Genomic DNA, 17,260 nt, shown 5'->3' on the forward strand with positions numbered 1-17,260 from the left:
ACGCCTGGTTCCGTCGCCCCATGGGTTACACCCGACCTACAAAGGCTCGTGTGGACACGGAATTGGAGGCGACCACGGTTGCGTAGGATGGGTAGAGCCGTGCGAAACCCATGCTGTCAGGGTTTCAGGCAATGGGAAGGCGTGATGCCCTCGGCGTTCGTGGCCGGGTCGTAGGTTGGCGCCGAGCGCAGCGAGGCCCAACGGGGCGGGGGTCGATTTGGGGGGATGCCTGTAGCGCCGCCTGATGGGTTTCGCTGCGCTCTACACCATCCTGCGAATCATCCCTGTGTCGTGTGGACACGGAATGGGAGGCGACTCCGGTTGCGTAGGATGGGTAGAGCCTTGCGAAACCCATGCTGTAAGGGTTGCAGGCAATGGGAAGGCGTGGTGCCCTAGGCGTTCGTGGCCGGGTCGTAGGTTGGCGCCGAGCGCAGCGAGGCCCAACGGGGCGGGGTTCGGTTTGGGGGGATGCCTGTAGCGCCGCCTGATGGGTTTCGCTTCGCTCTACGCCGTCCTACGCAGCCTGTATGTCGAAAATCGGGGCCGTCTGTATCTATCGGCCCTTTGGGGGCCATTGGTAGGGTTCGAGAACGCCCCAGCCCTCGGAAGCCCTGACCATGACCTACGCCTATTCGCTGCTGCTGATCAGCGGCATCTACCTGGCCGTGCTCGCCAGCCCCGGGCCGAACTTCTTCATCCTCAGCCAGATGGCCCTGAGCCAGCGGCACCGGGATGCGCGCTACGTCGCCTTCGGGATCACCACCGGCTCGGTGTTCTGGGTGGTGGTGTCGATCGCCGGGTTGGCGACCCTGCTGTCGCAGCATCCCTGGCTGGAGTCCGGTGTGCGCCTGCTGGGCGCTGCCTACCTGGTCTGGTACGGCGGCCGCCTGGTGTGGTCCGCCTTCCGTCCCGTGCCACGGCGTACGGATGTGCAGCAGCCGGAGCTGAACGGTTCGCGGCTGGCGGCCTATCGCACGGGCCTGCTGACCTGCGTGACCAACCCCAAGGGCGCGGCCTTCTGGACCAGTGCCTTCGCGGCCATCTTCCCGGTCGGCGCGCCGCTGTGGTTCTACCCGGTCACCGTCGCGCTGATCGGCGCACTGTCGTTCGGCTGGCACATCGGGCTCGCCCGGGTGTTCGGTTCCGCGGCCCTGCGTGCGTCCTACCTGCGTATAGAACGGGGCATCAACGGCGGCGCCGGCGCGGCCCTGGTGGCGCTGGGGTTGCAGAGGATGCTTGCGCGCTGAGGCGTCGCAGGGCCAGGTGGTTTGCGCAGGCATCCTCGTGAGTCGGACGGGCAGGGCGGACGACGCTCCATCCCTCTGCCATTCGGCGCCCGAGGTGGCACCGCCGGTGCCTTGAGCGGTGGCTCGGATCACCTGTGCAGGGGGCTTCCGTCGCCAGGCTCCGCGCAGCGCCACCTCTTCGCGGGCGGATTCATTCGTGCTCGGCACACGGCGCCGGAACCTTCGCGGTGGAACCGCTTCCACCCAAAGTGGCTCCGTGCTTCATGGACGGTTCACGGCCCTTCGGACTGCACTGTCTCCGGCCATGACCTCTTTCCCTGGACCAAACGACGAGTGAACCCATGACGAACGACCGCTTCCTCACCGCCCGTGAGGTCTACCAGTTGCTCAAGGACATCGCCCTTGGCGTGCAGCTCCTGCGCAAGGCCGGGCAGCGGGGCTGGAGCGGGGAAGGCTCCGGCGCCGTGGCGCTGGATGTCGAGGGCTGGCGGTTGGTGCTGTACAACGAGCTCGGCCATCTCGACCACTGCAGCGAGTGCACCTCACCCGAGGGCCGGCGCGGCGATCATGAGCGCTGGGCGCGGTTCGGCACCGATCCCACGCAGTTGTTGAGCCAGTGGGAGCGGGGGCAACTGGAGAGGTTGCTGCAGGCGCTTTGAGCCGTATGGGCCACTCACACGCCCGGGGGGGATTCCTCCAGCAACCGGGCGATGCGCATGCGCAGCGCGCCGTGCACGGCTTCGTCATAGGGCGGGGCGGCTTTCCAGTCGTAGAACCATACCGGCATCCGGCGCCTGCCTTCAGGCTCCGCGTCGTAACGCGGGAAGATGTGGCAGTGCAGTTCCGGCTCTGAGTTACCGAGGATCTCGTAGTTCATGCGCAGCGCTCCGGTTGCCTGAAGCGCCGCGTCGCCGAGGCGGGCCATGTCGAGCAGGTAGGCCGTCCTGGCGTCGCCGTGCAGGTCGTTCAGGCTCGGCACCACGGGATCGGGCAGGAGCAGGCAGTAGCCCGGCAGGAACTGCACGTCCCCCATCACGGCCCAACCCGAGGCCATGCGGCAGATAACCTTGTCGTTGGCGCCGTTGCGCGCGAGTTCAACACGTTGCGAGATCAGGGACATGGCAGCTCCTTGCTGGGTCGTTGGAATGTAACGCCGGCGGTGCAGGGCCGAGCCGGCGGGTCAAGGGCGGTGCGGGGCTTTCGCCGCCGTAGCGGCAGGTGGCCAACTCGCAGTAGCTGGACTTCTTGTTGGCCAGGTTGTTGGCGTTGAACGTCACGCCCCAGTTGTCGCCGATGCCGTAGCTGGCCATGGCGTCGAGCAGGGTGTAGGGCGGCAGTGCTGCCCTTGTAGCGTGCGCCGAGCTTCTGGCGCAGCCAGGTGAACAGCCAGCCGTGATGGTCGCTGTAGGGCGCGTGGATAGCGTGCTGGAAAGGGGACTGCCGCAGACATGCCTTGTTTCCCGGTCGGGAACTCAGATTAGTGATTGAGAATTATTCGCATGGTAGCGATCTGCCTGTGGCCGCTGCAACAACCGCAGGCGATGTTTCACGGGACGGTGGTGCGCCCATGGCTCGTGGTGATGGCCAGCGCAGGAGGGCGGGTGCCTGGTGCTCTTGATCGCGATCAAGGCGCTGCGGCGCGTGCGCGGTAACGTGAGGCATTCCCAGACCAAGCCGAGCGTCCACATGGCCAAGCCCTTTCCCGTGAATCCCCGGCACCCCGAGCGCATCTGCTGGGGGTGCGACCGCTACTGCGCGGCGAGTGACCTGGCGTGCGGCAATGGTGCCGACCGCACCATGCACCCCATCGAGACCTTCGGGGAGGGTTGGCACGAGCAGGGCGACTGGGGCATCGAGCCGGTGATAGGCCCTGACGTCCAGCCGGGAGAAATGCCGCGATGAGCCGCCGGGGCATCTGCCGCCACCGGCGTTGTCTATGAACTGCCATGGGCAGAAACAGCCGAACTGATACTGGCTGGCCGCTTACCCGCCGAGGCATAGTCGAGGTCTTTTCTTCGATGGATGCGATGGCGGAGGCCGGACATGGACGTGTTCATGGGCTTGCTCGCCGCCCTGCTCTGGGGTGGTACGGATCTGATGGTGGGGCTCAATGCCCGGGCCGTCGGGGTGAAGCGGGCGGTGTTCTTCAGCCAGGCCCTGGGCCTGGTGCTGATGAGCCTGTTGCTGGCGGCCGTCCCTGCGTTCTTCGACAGGCTCGCCAGCGCAGCGCCCGGGGACTGGGGCATGGGTGTGCTGGCGGCCAGGTTCACCGTCTCTGGCGCGCTGGCGTTGTCGAAGGCCTTCTCCATCGGCAAGGCGACGATCATCGCGCCGCTGATCACCTCCTATGGCGTGGTCACCACGCTGCTGTCCTGGGCCAGCGGCGAGCGGCTCAGCCTGTTGCAACTGGCGTGCATCAGCCTGTGCGTGCTCGGGGTGATTCTCTCCAGCATCCAGAAGGGCGCGGATATCCCGCGGCATATCGAGCCCCGCCGTTCCGTCGCCTACGCTTTGCTCGGGGCGTTGCTCTACGGCACCAGCCTCTGGCTGCAGGGCCATTTCACGCTGCCCCGGCTGGGGACGGTCGGCATGCTCTGGTTGGGCTACCTGGTGGGTATAGGCGTGCTGCTGACGCTGATGCTGAGAAGCCGCGACAGCCTGAAGGTGCCCGGCCCGCCAGGCCTTCGCGCTGGCCGGTACCAGCCTGATGAACCTGGGCGGTTTCTCGGCGTTCGCGCTCGGGGCGATGGCGGGTTCGGTGGCGGTGGTCACGGTGATCAGCACCCTGTCGGGCGGTGTCGCGGCGATCCTCGGCTACCTGTTCCTCAAGGAGCGCCTGTCGCCGATCCAGGTCGTCGGGGTGGCGCTGGTGCTGCTCGGCGCCATGGTGCTGCACGTGAAGGCATGACCGTCATGCAGGGGGCGCAGCATGCCCGCGCCGGTAGGAAAAATGGCGTGACGAATCCCGTGTTCCTGGCGTTGTGCCAACGCCCTCATGCTAGGCTCGGCTCCACGCCGGCCACTGATTACTCACACTGGAGTGCCCGATGTCCTTCGTCGACTCGATCGTTGCGCAAGTGCTTCGAATAGAACTGGGGATTCACCACAGCTGCGTGCGCCTGCTCTGTCGCACGGATGACGAGGCGCTGCACGACCTGCGCATCGGCCTGCGCCGGCTGCGCAGCCTGCTGCGGCCCATCCGCAACCTGGAGTCGGTGCGCGAGCTGGACGCCGCAGCAGCCGAAGTGGGGCGGCTGACCACACCGATCCGCGATCTGGAGGTGATGATCATCGAGCTGCAGCGGCAGGGGCTGCCCGACCTGGCGCAGCCACGGCGCCAGCGCCTGGAGCAGGGCTACCGGATGGTCGAGGACAGCCCCACCGTGCGCAAGCTGATGGCCTGCCTGGACGACTGGCCGGAGCTGTTCCGCGATGCCCAGCGGGCGGGCGAGTTGCGAGCGCTGCGCGACTTCATCCGCAAGCGCCTGAAGAAGCAGCGCGACCTGCTGGTCGCCGCCCTGCAGGACCCTGCCTATGACCGCCACGCACTGCGCATCCTGGTCAAGCGCATGCGCTATGCCCACGAGGCCTACCCGAGCCTGTCGCCGATTTCGCCCAAGGCCGCGGCCTCTCTCAAGGCCGTGCAAGGCGCCCTGGGGGATTGGCACGACCACTTCCAGTGGTGCCTGAAGGTCGACGCCGAGCGCGACCTCGAGCCCTTGCGCCGCCCCTGGGAGATCGCCATGGACGCCTCGCTCAAGGCGGCGGAGGCGGAGCTGCAGAACCTGCTGGAGCGATTGCAGGCGCATTGAGCGGGGCGTTCGGCAGGCGCGGGAACAGTCTTCAGGAATCTTCCGTGGGTTCGGCGGGTCAGTTGCTAGCGGCACCCGCCGCAGTACTCCTGAATCCACAGTGATGTTGGCCTCAGCCGGGCTGTCGAGCGCTGATTCCTGAACGAGGAATTTCCCATGCCAGGCCATTGCCACCGAACCCTGCTGCTCACCTTTTCCCTGGCCTCGCCCCTGGCCGCCGATGCGCTGGACCTGCGGGTCAGTACCTTCGCCGACGAGGACGATGGCCAGTGCACGCCGGCCCACTGCTCGCTGCGCGAGGCCGTCTCGGCCGCCAACGCCGCGCCGGGGGAGAGCGTCATCCGCCTGGAGGCCGGCGACTACCTGTTGCACAAGGCCAACCCCGACCCCGGCCTGAACTGGCCGGTGGAGGAAGATGCCAACGCCATCGGCGACTTCGATGTCCATGGCCGGGTGAGCCTGATCGGCAAGGGCGTGGGCGTGACCCGCCTCGACGGCCAGGGCCTGGACCGCCTGCTTCATGTACACGCCGGCGCGCAGGTACGGCTGCGCGGGCTGACCCTCACCGGCGGCCGCCAGATCTACGACGGCGGCGCCGTGCTCAACCGTGGCCAGCTGTACCTGTACCAGGTGGAACTGGTCGGCAACCGCGTCGCCGTCTACATGCCCTATCCGGCAGCGCTGGCCGGCAACGGCGGGGCCATCGCCAACTTCGGCGTGCTCGAGGTGCAGCGCACGACCTTCCGCGACAACCGCAACGCCGGTGAGGAGGCCCAGGGCGCGGGCCTCGGCGGAGCGCTCTACAACGAGGGTGCGATCACCGTCCGCGACAGCCTGTTCAGCGCCAACTGGGCATCGGACTACAGCGAGATGGGCATGGGCGGCGCGCTCTACAACCAGGGCACGGCGGACATCGCCCGCACCACCTTCCAGGGCAACCAGGTGCTGCGCAGCGGCTTTGGTTCGGCCATCGCCAACGCCGGGTGGATGCGCCTGGCCAACAGCACCCTCTCCGGCAACCGCAGCATCGAGCGTGGCGCCTTCGAGAATGGCCACCCCTGGCTCACGGAGCTGTCCGCGCAGTCCCGCGCCGAGCTGGTCCACGTCACCATCGCCGGCAACGACGGCTGGGGGCTGACCAACCGGGGTGATCTGCTGCTGCGCAACAGCCTGATCGCCGGCAACCGCTCCAGCGAGTTCGAGGACGTACGCAACTGCCGCAACCAGCCGGGCGCGGTGGATTTGCGCGCGCGCGGCCTGCTGCTCGGCACGGACGCCGGCAACTGCATCGCGCAAACCTACATCGCCGACGAGACGACCTTCACCCGCCACCTGTTCCCGCTGCAGGACAACAACGGCGCCCTGGTGCACCCGCTCAGGCGCACCAGTGCCGCCATCGACGCCGGTGTCGGCAATTGCGCCAGCCATGACCAGCGTGGCCTCGACCGGCAGCGTGATGGCGATGGCGACGGCCTGGTCAATTGCGACCTCGGCGCGTTCGAGCGGGCCTATCCCTGAGCCCGTGGCAGAGGCGGGCAGGCCCGGCCCGCCAGCCGGGCCTGCACCCTCAGCGGTTGCGCCCCAGCGCCTCGTGGCTGCTGACCCAGTCGCCGGCCAGGATCGCCGAGGTCAGGGATACGTCCCCCGCCAGCACCACGGCCGCGATGATTTCCGCCAGCTTGTCCGCCTTGCCGGCGCCGTGGCAGCCCAGCAGCTCCAGGCATTCCCGCTGGGTCGGCAGGTTGGTGCCGCCGCCATGGGTGGCGCAGATCACTGCGGGCAGGGTCACCGACCAGTAGTAGTCGCCGTTCTCCAGCAACTGCCCGTAGGTGATGCCGCCGTGGGATTCGGCCACGTTGGCCGCGTCCTGCCCGGTGGCGATGTACATCGCCGCCAGCCCGTTGGCCGAGTGCGCGCCGCTGTAGGCCGAGCCGGCCTGGAAGGCGCCCACGGCGGCGATCTGCCGGTAGCGGTAGAGGTTGGCGGGGTCGACGCGCAGCAACTCGTGGGCCACCTCGCGCTTGAGGGTGAACTCGGCGATCACCCGCTTGCCCCGGGTCTGGATCATGTTCATGGCCGAGTGCTTCTTGTCGGTGTCGATAGCGCCGGAAAGGATGTATCGCGGCCGCAACGGGTGGTTGGCCTTGATCCATTCGCAGGCGGCGTAGGTGGCCTTGCTGGTCATGTTCTGCCCGGCGGCATCGCCGGTGGTGTAGCAGAAACGGGTGTAGAGCATGTTGGCCACCGGGTACTGCTCGATCTCGAACAGCTTGCCGTTGCGGGTGGTGGTTTCGCTCGCCGCCTTGATCGCCTCGAACTCGCGCACCAGCCAGACGCCGAACTCGCGGGCCTGCAGCGCATCCTCGAAGAAGAACACCGGTGCCCGCTGCATGGAGTGCTTGACCACCGTGGTCTTCACCCCGCCGGAAGCACTGATGGCGCGCATGCCTCGGCTGTAGCTGGCCAGCAGCGTGCCTTCGGTGGTGGCCATGGGGATGTAGAAGTCGCCGCGCGCATGCTCGCCCTCTATGCGGAGCGGGCCGGCCAGCCCCAGGGGCATCTGCACCACGCCGATGAAGTTCTCGATATTGCCCTGGGTGACGGCCGGGTCGATGGCGTACTGGCCGACCGTGTCCAGCGCGGCACCGGTCTGCTCCTTGATGAAGTCACGGCGTAGCGTGGCCTGCTCGCGGGTGTAGTCGTTCTCGGGGTTGCGGGGAATGGGGGCGCCTCTGGACATCGTGCTCTCCTGCGGGGTCGGGTGATTCAGCCTAGGTGAAGATCCATGACCCCCGAGTGTGCCCACGGGCAGCGTCGCCGACATGACCGACCACGCCAATCGGATGATCCAACGCGTCAATCTTCGAAGGCCGACCGGGGGCAGGACCTGATCTTCCAGCAGGCGATGGAGGCGCCGGATCGGCACAGAATGGCGGCCGAGGCGCGGCGGCAGGGGGTGAGCGGGGACCAGGGCTGCACCTTGGATAGGTGGTTTTCCCGCCACGAAACAACATGAGTGAAACTTGAGTTCATGAAGAATTAATTGAGTTTGTCTCATGTGTGCCATGCACCGAGAATTCCCCCATACATTTTCGATGGAGGAACACCCATGGCCTTGGCACACACGCTTGGCTTCCCACGGATCGGTCGCGACCGCGAGCTGAAGAAAGCCCAGGAAGCCTTCTGGAAGGGCGAACTGGATGAGGCCGGCCTGCGCGCCGTTGGCCGCGAACTGCGCGCGGCGCACTGGCAGCTGCAGAAGGACGCCGGCATCGCACTGCTGCCGGTGGGCGACTTCGCCTGGTACGACCAGGTACTGACCCACTCGCTGACCTTCGGCGTCATCCCCGAGCGTTTCCGTCACGGCGACGCCAAGCCCAGCCTGCACACCCTGTTCGCCATGGCGCGTGGTTCCGTGGCCGCTGGCCATGGCGAGAGCTGCTGCGGCGGCGCCCATGCGCAGGAGATGACCAAGTGGTTCGACACCAACTACCACTACCTGGTCCCCGAGTTCACCGCCGACCAACAGTTCGAGCTGAGCTGGGAGCAGCTGTTCGAGGAAGTGGACGAAGCCAGGGGGCTGGGCCACGAGGTCAAGCCCGTGGTGATCGGCCCGCTGAGCTACCTGTGGCTGGGCAAGGCCAAGGGCGGGGATTTCGACAAGCTGGAACTGGTCGAGCGCCTGTTGCCGCTTTACGGCCAGATCTTCCAGCGCCTTGCCGCCAAGGGCGTGGAGTGGGTGCAGATCGACGAGCCGATCCTGGTGCTGGACCTGCCCCAGGACTGGAAGAACGCCTTCGAGCGCGTCTACAACCTGCTGCAGCGCGAGCCGCTGAAGAAACTGGTCGCCACCTACTTCGGCGGCCTGGAAGACAACCTCGGCCTGGCCGCCGGCCTGCCGGTGGATGGCCTGCACATCGACCTGGTGCGCGCTCCCGAGCAGTACCCGACCATCCTCGACCGCCTGCCGGCGTACAAGATCCTCTCCCTGGGCGTGGTCAACGGCCGCAACGTCTGGCGCTGTGACCTGGAGAAGGCCCTGGAGGTGCTGCAGCACGCCCACGAGCGCCTGGGCGATCGCCTCTGGGTCGCGCCGTCCTGCTCGCTGCTGCACAGCCCGGTGGACCTGGAGCGTGAAGACAAGCTGGATGCCGAACTGAAGAGCTGGCTGGCCTTCGCCGTGCAGAAGTGCGGTGAGGTCGCCGTGCTGGCCCGTGCCCTGGATGAGCCGGAAGCGCCCGAGGTGCTCGCCGCCCGCGAAGCCAGCCGCCTGGTACAGGCCAGCCGCGCCGCTTCGCCGCGCATCCACAAGCCCGCCGTGCAGGCCCGCGTCGCCGCCCTGCGCCCGGACGATGCCCGGCGTGCCTCGCGCTTCGCCAAGCGCATCGCCCAGCAGCGCACGCTGCTGGATCTGCCGGCTTTCCCGACCACCACCATCGGCTCCTTCCCGCAGACCTCCGCCATCCGCCTGGCACGCCAGTCGTACAAGCAGGGCAAGCTGTCCCTGGCCGAGTACACCGAGGCCATGCACAGCGAGATCCGCCACGCGGTGGAAGTGCAGGAGAGGCTGGGGCTGGACGTGCTGGTGCACGGCGAGGCCGAGCGCAACGACATGGTCGAGTACTTCGCCGAACAGCTGGACGGCTACGCCTTCACCCGCTTCGGCTGGGTGCAGAGCTACGGCTCCCGCTGCGTGAAGCCGGCGGTGATAGTCGGCGACCTCAGCCGTCCGAAGCCGATGACCGTGGAGTGGATCCGCTACGCCCAGGGCCTGACGCAGAAGGTGATGAAGGGCATGCTGACCGGCCCGGTGACCATGCTGATGTGGTCCTTCCCCCGCGAGGACGTGAGCCGCGAGGTACAGGCCCGCCAGCTGGCCCTGGCGATCCGCGACGAGGTGGTCGACCTGGAGGCCGCCGGCATCAAGGTGGTGCAGATCGACGAAGCTGCTTTCCGCGAGGGCCTGCCGCTGCGCAAGTCGCAGTGGCAGCACTACCTGGACTGGGCGACCGAGGCCTTCCGTCTCACCGCCAGCGGCGTGCGCGACGAGACGCAGATCCACACCCACATGTGCTACAGCGAGTTCAACGACGTGATCGAATCCATCGCCGCCATGGACGCGGACGTGATCACCATCGAGACCTCGCGCTCGGACATGGAATTGCTGGATGCCTTCGAGGCATTCGCCTACCCGAACGAGATCGGCCCGGGCGTCTACGACATCCACTCGCCGCGCGTGCCCACCACGGACGAGATCATCAAGTTGCTGCGCAAGGCCGCCCGGCGCGTGCCGGTCGAGCGGCTCTGGGTCAACCCGGACTGCGGCCTCAAGACCCGCGCCTGGCCGGAGACCGAAGCGGCCCTGGTCAACATGGTCGCTGCGGCACGGCAACTGCGCCGCGAACTGGCCTGAGCCCAGGCGAGCAGCCAACCAACGGGACGCCATGCGTCCCGTTTTGCATTACACGGTGCACCCGGGGCATGGCGATGAGCCCCAGGTTGGTTCCGAGCGCAGCCAGGCCCTACGGCGCGATGCCGGGCCGGCGCAGGATGCGTTGCTCCGCGTAGGGTGGAGGTCGCTTTTTTCCTCCACCGATCGGTGCCCGGCCGGGCACCGATGGTGGATGGGGGCGGCGGCGTCCCCCTGCGACCGCCGCCACACCGAGCGGTGGCCACGCGCTTATCCGAGGGTTGGTCTGTACCACTCGGAATCGACGGCGCGTACTGGCACGGCGATGTCAGCAACCGCTCTATCCTGGGCCTTACCAATCGGCCGGGTCTGTCAAGCGAAAGCTGGCCTAGACCAAAAACATGGCCTGGAAGCGTGATCGGGTTGGCATGAATTGTTGTTGCAAGGCGTGTTGAAACCAAAGCGTCTTTTTCCATTACTAGCGTCGCCTGTGTTCGAACATCTCGCTGCCAGCGTCATGGAAGCGCTCAGCAGCCTTTTGCCACTCATACGACCTGGTGAGTTCCCCGATGATTTCGAAAAGCAGAAGAAGCTTCATCCAGCTGGCGGCCGGCACGGTCGGTGCCACCGTCGCCAGCAGCCTGCTGCCGGCCAGCATCCAGGCGGCGCTGGCGATCCCCGCGCACCGCCGCCACGGCAACCTCAAGGACATCGAGCACGTGGTGATCCTGATGCAGGAGAACCGTTCGTTCGACCATTACTTCGGCACCCTCAAGGGCGTGCGCGGCTTCGGCGACCGCATGGCCATTCCGCTGCCCGACGGCCAGCGCGTGTGGCACCAGAAGGGCAGCAAGGGCGAGGTCCTGCCGTACCACTTCGACACCCTCACCACCAGCGCCCAGCGCGTGGACGGCACCCCGCACACCTGGCCCGACGCCCAGCAGGCCTGGAACGAAGGGCGCATGGACAAGTGGCTGCCGGCCAAGACCGAGCGCTCCCTGGGCTACTACAAGGAACAGGACATCGCCTTCCAGTTCGCCCTGGCCAATGCCTTCACCGTCTGCGATGCCTACCACTGCTCGTTCCAGGGCGGCACCAACCCCAACCGCCTGTTCCTCTGGACCGGCACCAACGACCCGCTCGGCCAGCACGGCGGCCCGGTGACCACCAACGACCACGACAGCGAAGGCCCGGTGGAGCAGGGCTACACCTGGACCACCTACCCGGAACGCCTGCAGGCCGCCGGCATCAGCTGGCGCGTGTACCAGGACATGGCGGACAACTTCTCCGACAACCCGCTGATCGGCTTCCGCCAGTACCGCGCGGCCGCGCCGGATTCGCCCCTGATCGTCAACGGCCTGAGCACCTGGAAGCTCGATGCGCTGAAGCGCGACGTGCTCGCCAACACCCTGCCGCAGGTGTCGTGGATCGTGGCGCCGGCCAAGTACTCCGAGCACCCCGGCCCGTCGAGCCCGATCTGGGGCGCCGAGTACACCGCCTGGGTGCTGGATGCGCTCACCGCCAACCCCGAGGTGTGGAGCAAGACCGCACTGCTGGTGATGTTCGACGAGAACGACGGCTTCTTCGACCACATGGCACCCCCTGCCGCGCCGAGCCTGAATGCCGACGGCACGCTGCACGGCAAGACCACCGCCGACGCCACCCTCGAATGGCACACCCAGGGCGACACCCGCTACCGCAACCAGCCCTACGGCCTCGGCCCGCGCGTGCCCATGTACGTGATCTCGCCCTGGAGCAAGGGTGGCTGGGTCAACTCCCAGGTGTTCGACCACACCTCGGTGATCCGCCTGCTCGAACAGCGCTTCGGCGTCATGGAGCCCAACATCAGCCCCTGGCGCCGCGCCGTGTGCGGCGACCTGACCTCGGCGTTCGATTTCGCCAACCCCAACGGATCGTTCCCGGGGCTGCCGGACACCAGCCAGGCCGACGCCATCGTCGCCAGCCAGATCAAGCTGCCGAAACCCAAGCCGCCGGCCGTGGCCGCCATGCCCGTGCAGGAAATGGGCATCCGCCGCGCCCGGGCGTTGCCTTATGAACTGGGCGTGCACGCGCGCTACCGCGCAGGCGAGGAAGCCCTCAGCCTCACCTTCGCCAACACCGGCAAGGCGGGTGCGGTGTTCCAGGTGTTCAACCTGCTGGACAGCGTCAGCGCGCCCAAGCGCTACACCGTCGGCGCGCACCGCCGCCTGCACGACAGCTTCCCGGGCAACGCCAGCGGCGACTACCACCTGGAAGTGCACGGCCCGAACGGCTTCCTGCGCGTGTTCCGCGGCAACCTGCGCCGCGACGCGGCGGACCGCAAGGCACCGCTGCCGGAAGTGCGCGTCGACTACCAGCCGCTGCTCGGCAGGCTGCAAGTGCAACTGATCAACCGTGGCCGCCAGCCGCTGAAGCTGACGATCAAGGACAACCTCTACTTCCGTGGCGAAAGCCAGACCCTCACCGTCCCGCCGGGCCAGCGCAGGGAAGTGCGCTACTCGCTGCGCAGCAGCGGCAACTGGTACGACTTCAGCGTCCGCGCGCAAGGCGTGGAAGGCTTCCTGCGCCGCTTCAGCGGGCGCATGGAAGACGGCCGCCCAGGCTTCAGCGACCCAGGCATGGGGCTCGGGTCGTTGACCTTCTGAGGGGGAGGCCTGGCCCGCTTTGGCGGGCCAGGTCGGGGAGGGCGGGACTTTGAAATTCGCCCCGGCCTGGTTCCCGGACTGATCGGCCATCCCGCTGAAAGACTCGGGTGACGATAGCGAGATGGTGTCCGCAGCTCAGCGGCGTGTGGGCGATTTCTGCCGTGCTATCTTTCTGCGCCTCCATCGACAGGCGTTTCAGTGGTCGTCCTGTACTCGAGGGTTCGTGCCGTAGGGTGTGCCGTGCGCACCTCCGCTCGGTGCTTCCGTAGGGTCTATTCGGAACGGCCCTCTCCAGGCTCTGCATCGTCCACGAATGTCCACATGCTCCCATCGAATTTCAGCGTGCCGCGAACGATCCCGCTTGGGCAGCACAGCGCATCGTCGCTGCTGGGTTTCCGGCCTTCATAGCGCAATGCGCCGTTCTCCACATAGATTCGATCGACGATTTTTGGGGGCCTATTTGCGATTCGGGAGAGCTCGGGGCTGATAAAGAGCCTGTCATAGCCCCCATAAGTCACCACCGCTATCTGCGTTGCTTGCATCTGTGAGCCGCCGCTGCACCCTGCGTCCAACGCATACAGCGCCACGTGGACATGCCGGTCGAGGGTGTAAGGCACGACGTTCTTGGGGTCCATCGCATAGCTGCAACCGAGGGTGCTAGCGTATCGCTCCACCAGTGACGGGATATTCTCGATCTCCTTGGCGATGTGCTGTTCCTGAAGGCGAATGTAGTCCGCTATACCTTCTTCGGTATCCCCAAGCGCCACCGACGAAAGCAGGCTCAGCAGCACAACACAGGCCGCCTGGCGTATCCGTTCAAACCGTCTCATTCGCAATTCCTTTGCCCTATTGGTGGATCAATCCCCTCGAACCCGCTTCAGCCAGTTCCAGAAGGGGTCGCTCGATTCATCGTCGTCCATGCTCGCGGTGCTGTGCACGATCTCCTTCGCGCGCACGGGGATGCTCAGTCCCAGCGTGCGCTCGACGTGCTCGCGGAACAGGCGTGGGGGCGGCGGGTAGTCGGCGTCTTCGTAGTCGGCGTCCTTGATCTGCTGGGGCGTCACACCGAACTGCTCCGGCCAGCAGAGTTCGTCGTAGCCGATGGCGAGCAGGCGCAGCAGGTCTTCGATGGTCTGTGTCAGCACGCAGAGCATCACCGAGCCGGAGCCCGAGCCCAGGTGGACGATGCGCTGCTCGCCGGCATCGTCCAGCCAGAGGCCTGCCCAGGAGCCGTCTCCGCCCGTCCTGAGGAAGATCACCAGCCGCTCGTTCACCGCCGGGGCGTCGCTGTTGGTCCAGGCGCGGGTGTCGGTCGGGTCCGGTACGTGGATGGAGGTGGTGGAGATGTCGCTGAATTCGGGCTCCGGGTGCAGGGTCATGTAGCGGGTACCGCTGCGGAGCGTACGGACGCAGCCGTGCGCTTCCATCCGTTCGATGGCCTGGCGCAACAGGCTGGGCATCGGATTGGCGGCCGGAAAGGCGGCCGCAACCTCATCGGAGAATCTCATTTCGTCCCTGGTCTGCCCTGTGGTGGATGGCGGGGTGGATATCGGCGCAGATTACCCTGCGCGCTCCTCGGCTGGCGTTACGGGGCTCACGTTGCTAATCGAGTCGGGATTCTGGTGGCGGTGGGGGGGCGAGGCTTGATCACTACCGTTCAGGCAGTGTCCTGGGAAGGCAGGTAGGGCAGGAGACGCTCGGTCTCTTTGCGCACCACCGCGTAGCACTCGCAGCTCAACGCTTCGAGCCTGGCCCTGTCCAGCACCCTGATGTGGCCACGGCTGTATTCGATCACGCCCTGGCGTTGCAGATTTCCAGCAGCCTCGGTAACGCCTTCGCGACGCACCCCGAGCATATTGGCGATCAGTTCCTGGGTCATGTTCAGCGAGTTTCCGGACAGCCGGTCCAGCGACAGCAGCAGCCAGCGGCACAGCTGCTGGTCGATGGAATGATGGCGGTTGCAGACGGCGGTCTGGGCCATCTGGGTGATCAGCGCCTGGGTGTAGCGCAGCATCAGTTGCAGCATCTCGCCATGGCGGTTGCATTCGTCCTTCAGACGTTGCCCCGGCAACCGGTAGGCGTAGCCGGCGCTCTGCACGATGGCGCGGCTGGGCGTGCTTTCGCCGCCCATGAACACTGCGATACCGATCATCCCTTCGTTGCCTGCCACCGAGATCTCTGCCGATGCGCCGTTCTCCATGACGTAGAGCAGGGAAACGATGGCGTCGATGGGGAAGAACACATGGCGCATGGCGTCGCCTGATTCGTAGAGCACCTTGCCAAGCGGGAACTCGACGAGCTCAAGGTGGGGCTGCAGACGCTTGCGCGCGTCGTCCGGCAATGCGGACAGCAGGTGGTTCTGCTGGGGCTTGGGTATGCGGGTCATAGTGGTCGCCTAGGGGGAAGTGGAGGCCCCAGGTGGCCCACACTACTCCACTTACGCGTCCACGTACGGTGCCTTCCTGGTCTCCATGGGTGCGCTGGCGTACAGACGCCAGGGGATGGCTCGTGCAACCTACGGGGCTGCGGACAGATCCGTCGCTCCCAGGGGGGCCCATGAAACCTATTACCACCTATCTCGCCAACTCCTTTCCCGAACACAGTGTGACGATGAGCGCGCGACCGGGCGGTAGCCTGGTGGTGTGCCTCGAGCGGGCGGGCAATCGCTACCTGAGAGTAGTTGCCGCCGGTGCATTGGCCGATGCTGACCAGCTTGACGCCCTGGTCAAGCAGATTCAGCTGGATCTCAAGTTGAGGAAAGGGGGGGAGCTCTGGCTGGCTACGGATGGCCACCGGGCCGGCATTGAGTTGCCCACCTACAGCGGCATGCCGCTGCGCCTTGGCAAGAAACCGTTCATGGCAAGGCCTCAGTGAGGGGGCGACAGGCTAGCGCCTGTCAGGCTTGCCGGGAGTATCCAGGGGCAAGGACAGCTGCCTGTCGTACAGGGCGATTTCGGCGCGCAGTGCTTCAAGGAACTGGCGTTTGTCCTGTGTCGATTTGCGCCGTTCCGGCGGATCGACGGGGTTCGATTCGAGCGCGTCCATGCGGTCTTCCTCTGGCGTGTGCATGAATCCCTCCGTCCGCCGTGGTGGCGGAGCGTTCATTTGAACGTGGGAAACGATCCGGATGGGGCGAGACAGGTCGGTACCGTGGGCGTGGGGACTCTACTCGTAGCGTCGCTCCGGCCTGCAGGCCTTCAGGAGCTCCGCACCGGTCGTCTGACAGGCTCTCGGCTGCAGGGTGCGGATGGCGCGGCGGGCGAGTGATGCCTGCAACGCATCCATGGCGTTGCGTGCCGCTTCGTAACGGGCCTGCAGTTCACTCGCAGCGCTGCTGCGTTCTTCCGGGGAAAGCTCGCAGCGTTTTCTGATGATGGCGTCGATGGCGATCAGGAACTGCTGCAGTTCTTGGGTCCGTCGTGCACGTATCGCCCGTTCCTGAGCGGTTTCGGGTATGTGGCCCGGTGGGGGCGTGGCACTTGCAATCGAAACGGTCATGGTGCTTCCCGGGTCTGGGTTGAGGGTAGTCCGTACAATTGCAGACTTCGCCCATGGGTGTCGGTGCGTTGGAGCACTTATATCGGCCCTAAGCGCCCTAACGCACCGAGGCCGACGGGAGCATCTGCGATGCTCGCCAGGAGCGAGCGCACCTGCGAAGCCTTGTGAGGTAGAGATGAAAAGACATTCCGATCCCAATCTGGTCCGTCGGCCCGGCAAGCCTGTGGCAAGGCGCTTCCCGCTTCAGGTCACCGCAGGACAGTTGCTGCTCAGGCGTTGTCTGGAAACCGACGAGAGGGATATCCATGGGCCTGCGGGCGAGCCGTTACACCAGGGGCCGCAGCCATGAGCGGCCGTGGGCTACAGGGCATGCGGCTTCCTTTCTACTTCGTCATCGACCGGGAAAGCGGCAATGTGATCCGGTTGATACGGCGCGAGAGCGTCCCGGACGACACCCCGACCATCATCCACCTGTTGGCCCCCTGCTCGCGGCAGCGGCGCCATGCGTCGTTGTACGCCTCCGGCAGGGACCTGATCCACGCGTCCCATGTGCTGGATGATTTCGACAGCGCCTGCCTGCGACGCCGGGTTGCCCGTTAAGCGCGCCAACGCACCGAAGTCGCATGCGAGCCTGGCTAAGCTCAAGGC

Annotated in this window: 16 protein-coding genes and 1 pseudogene; 10 read left to right on the top strand and 7 right to left on the bottom strand. The window is 66.4% G+C overall.

Going from position 1 to position 17,260, the window contains the following annotated elements:
• Positions 1–617: 617 nt before the first annotated feature.
• The gene (locus DMX10_RS06010) at positions 618–1,247 is read left to right on the top strand and encodes a LysE family translocator (RefSeq protein WP_111260239.1); all 630 of its coding nucleotides are present in this window, start codon (positions 618–620) and stop codon (positions 1,245–1,247) included.
• A gap of 341 nt (positions 1,248–1,588) precedes the next feature.
• Complete coding sequence (locus DMX10_RS06015) at positions 1,589–1,906, top strand: hypothetical protein (RefSeq protein ID WP_111260240.1); 318 nt, start codon at positions 1,589–1,591, stop codon at positions 1,904–1,906.
• 14 nt (positions 1,907–1,920) lie between these two features.
• On the opposite strand, the gene DMX10_RS06020 is transcribed toward DMX10_RS06015, so the two are convergent.
• Positions 1,921–2,367: an HIT family protein gene (locus DMX10_RS06020; RefSeq protein WP_111260241.1), complete on the bottom strand. Its 447-nt coding sequence runs from the start codon at positions 2,365–2,367 to the stop codon at positions 1,921–1,923.
• 566 nt (positions 2,368–2,933) lie between these two features.
• Between DMX10_RS06020 and DMX10_RS06035 the strand changes: the two genes are divergently transcribed.
• The 4 genes and pseudogenes from DMX10_RS06035 to DMX10_RS06050 all read left to right on the top strand — a co-directional run bounded on the left by DMX10_RS06035 (position 2,934) and on the right by DMX10_RS06050 (position 6,577).
• On the top strand, positions 2,934–3,149 hold the full coding sequence (locus DMX10_RS06035; RefSeq protein ID WP_111260319.1) for a DUF3079 domain-containing protein: 216 nt from the start codon (positions 2,934–2,936) through the stop codon (positions 3,147–3,149).
• Positions 3,150–3,302: 153 nt separating this feature from the next.
• Positions 3,303–4,155 (top strand): annotated as a pseudogene (locus DMX10_RS06040) (EamA family transporter).
• 139 nt (positions 4,156–4,294) lie between these two features.
• Positions 4,295–5,059, top strand: a complete 765-nt coding sequence (locus DMX10_RS06045) for a CHAD domain-containing protein (RefSeq protein WP_111260243.1) — start codon at positions 4,295–4,297, stop codon at positions 5,057–5,059.
• Positions 5,060–5,215: 156 nt separating this feature from the next.
• Positions 5,216–6,577, top strand: coding sequence for a CSLREA domain-containing protein (locus DMX10_RS06050; RefSeq protein ID WP_111260244.1), 1,362 nt, complete (start codon positions 5,216–5,218; stop codon positions 6,575–6,577).
• A 49-nt stretch (positions 6,578–6,626) separates the two neighbouring features.
• On the opposite strand, the gene DMX10_RS06055 is transcribed toward DMX10_RS06050, so the two are convergent.
• Entirely contained in the window at positions 6,627–7,799 is a 1,173-nt protein-coding gene (locus DMX10_RS06055) for a hydroxymethylglutaryl-CoA reductase (RefSeq protein WP_111260245.1), read from the bottom strand.
• A 369-nt stretch (positions 7,800–8,168) separates the two neighbouring features.
• On the opposite strand from DMX10_RS06055, the gene metE reads away from it, so the two are divergent.
• A complete protein-coding gene (gene metE / locus DMX10_RS06060) occupies positions 8,169–10,472 on the top strand; it encodes a 5-methyltetrahydropteroyltriglutamate--homocysteine S-methyltransferase (RefSeq protein ID WP_111260246.1) in 2,304 nt (767 codons plus the stop codon).
• A 566-nt stretch (positions 10,473–11,038) separates the two neighbouring features.
• Positions 11,039–13,114, top strand: a complete 2,076-nt coding sequence (locus DMX10_RS06070) for a phosphocholine-specific phospholipase C (RefSeq protein WP_111260247.1) — start codon at positions 11,039–11,041, stop codon at positions 13,112–13,114.
• A gap of 272 nt (positions 13,115–13,386) precedes the next feature.
• Here DMX10_RS06070 and DMX10_RS06075 read toward each other — a convergent pair whose 3' ends face one another.
• The 3 genes from DMX10_RS06075 to DMX10_RS06085 form a co-directional block, all read right to left on the bottom strand.
• On the bottom strand, positions 13,387–13,944 hold the full coding sequence (locus DMX10_RS06075; protein ID WP_111260248.1) for a hypothetical protein: 558 nt from the start codon (positions 13,942–13,944) through the stop codon (positions 13,387–13,389).
• Positions 13,945–13,971: 27 nt separating this feature from the next.
• Positions 13,972–14,574 (bottom strand): hypothetical protein, encoded by a 603-nt coding sequence (locus tag DMX10_RS06080; RefSeq protein ID WP_111260249.1) that lies wholly within the window; start codon positions 14,572–14,574, stop codon positions 13,972–13,974.
• Between the two features lie 197 nt (positions 14,575–14,771).
• Positions 14,772–15,500, bottom strand: a complete 729-nt coding sequence (locus tag DMX10_RS06085) for a Crp/Fnr family transcriptional regulator (RefSeq protein ID WP_021220183.1) — start codon at positions 15,498–15,500, stop codon at positions 14,772–14,774.
• Between the two features lie 170 nt (positions 15,501–15,670).
• Here DMX10_RS06085 and DMX10_RS06090 point away from each other — a divergent pair, with 170 nt between their 5' ends.
• Complete coding sequence (locus DMX10_RS06090; protein WP_111260250.1) at positions 15,671–15,988, top strand: DUF3509 domain-containing protein; 318 nt, start codon at positions 15,671–15,673, stop codon at positions 15,986–15,988.
• A 12-nt stretch (positions 15,989–16,000) separates the two neighbouring features.
• Here DMX10_RS06090 and DMX10_RS32760 read toward each other — a convergent pair whose 3' ends face one another.
• Positions 16,001–16,159 carry a hypothetical protein gene (locus DMX10_RS32760; protein ID WP_158545581.1) on the bottom strand — a complete coding sequence of 53 codons (159 nt, stop codon included), beginning with the start codon at positions 16,157–16,159 and terminating at the stop codon, positions 16,001–16,003.
• 120 nt (positions 16,160–16,279) lie between these two features.
• A complete protein-coding gene (locus DMX10_RS06100; RefSeq protein ID WP_111260252.1) occupies positions 16,280–16,612 on the bottom strand; it encodes a hypothetical protein in 333 nt (110 codons plus the stop codon).
• Positions 16,613–16,981: 369 nt separating this feature from the next.
• On the opposite strand from DMX10_RS06100, the gene DMX10_RS06105 reads away from it, so the two are divergent.
• Positions 16,982–17,212, top strand: a complete 231-nt coding sequence (locus DMX10_RS06105; RefSeq protein WP_111260253.1) for a hypothetical protein — start codon at positions 16,982–16,984, stop codon at positions 17,210–17,212.
• Positions 17,213–17,260 lie beyond the last annotated feature (48 nt).

Origin of the sequence: Pseudomonas sp. 57B-090624 (assembly GCF_003234055.1) — a bacterium.
GTDB classification, from domain to species: Bacteria; Pseudomonadota; Gammaproteobacteria; order Pseudomonadales; family Pseudomonadaceae; genus Metapseudomonas; species Metapseudomonas tohonis.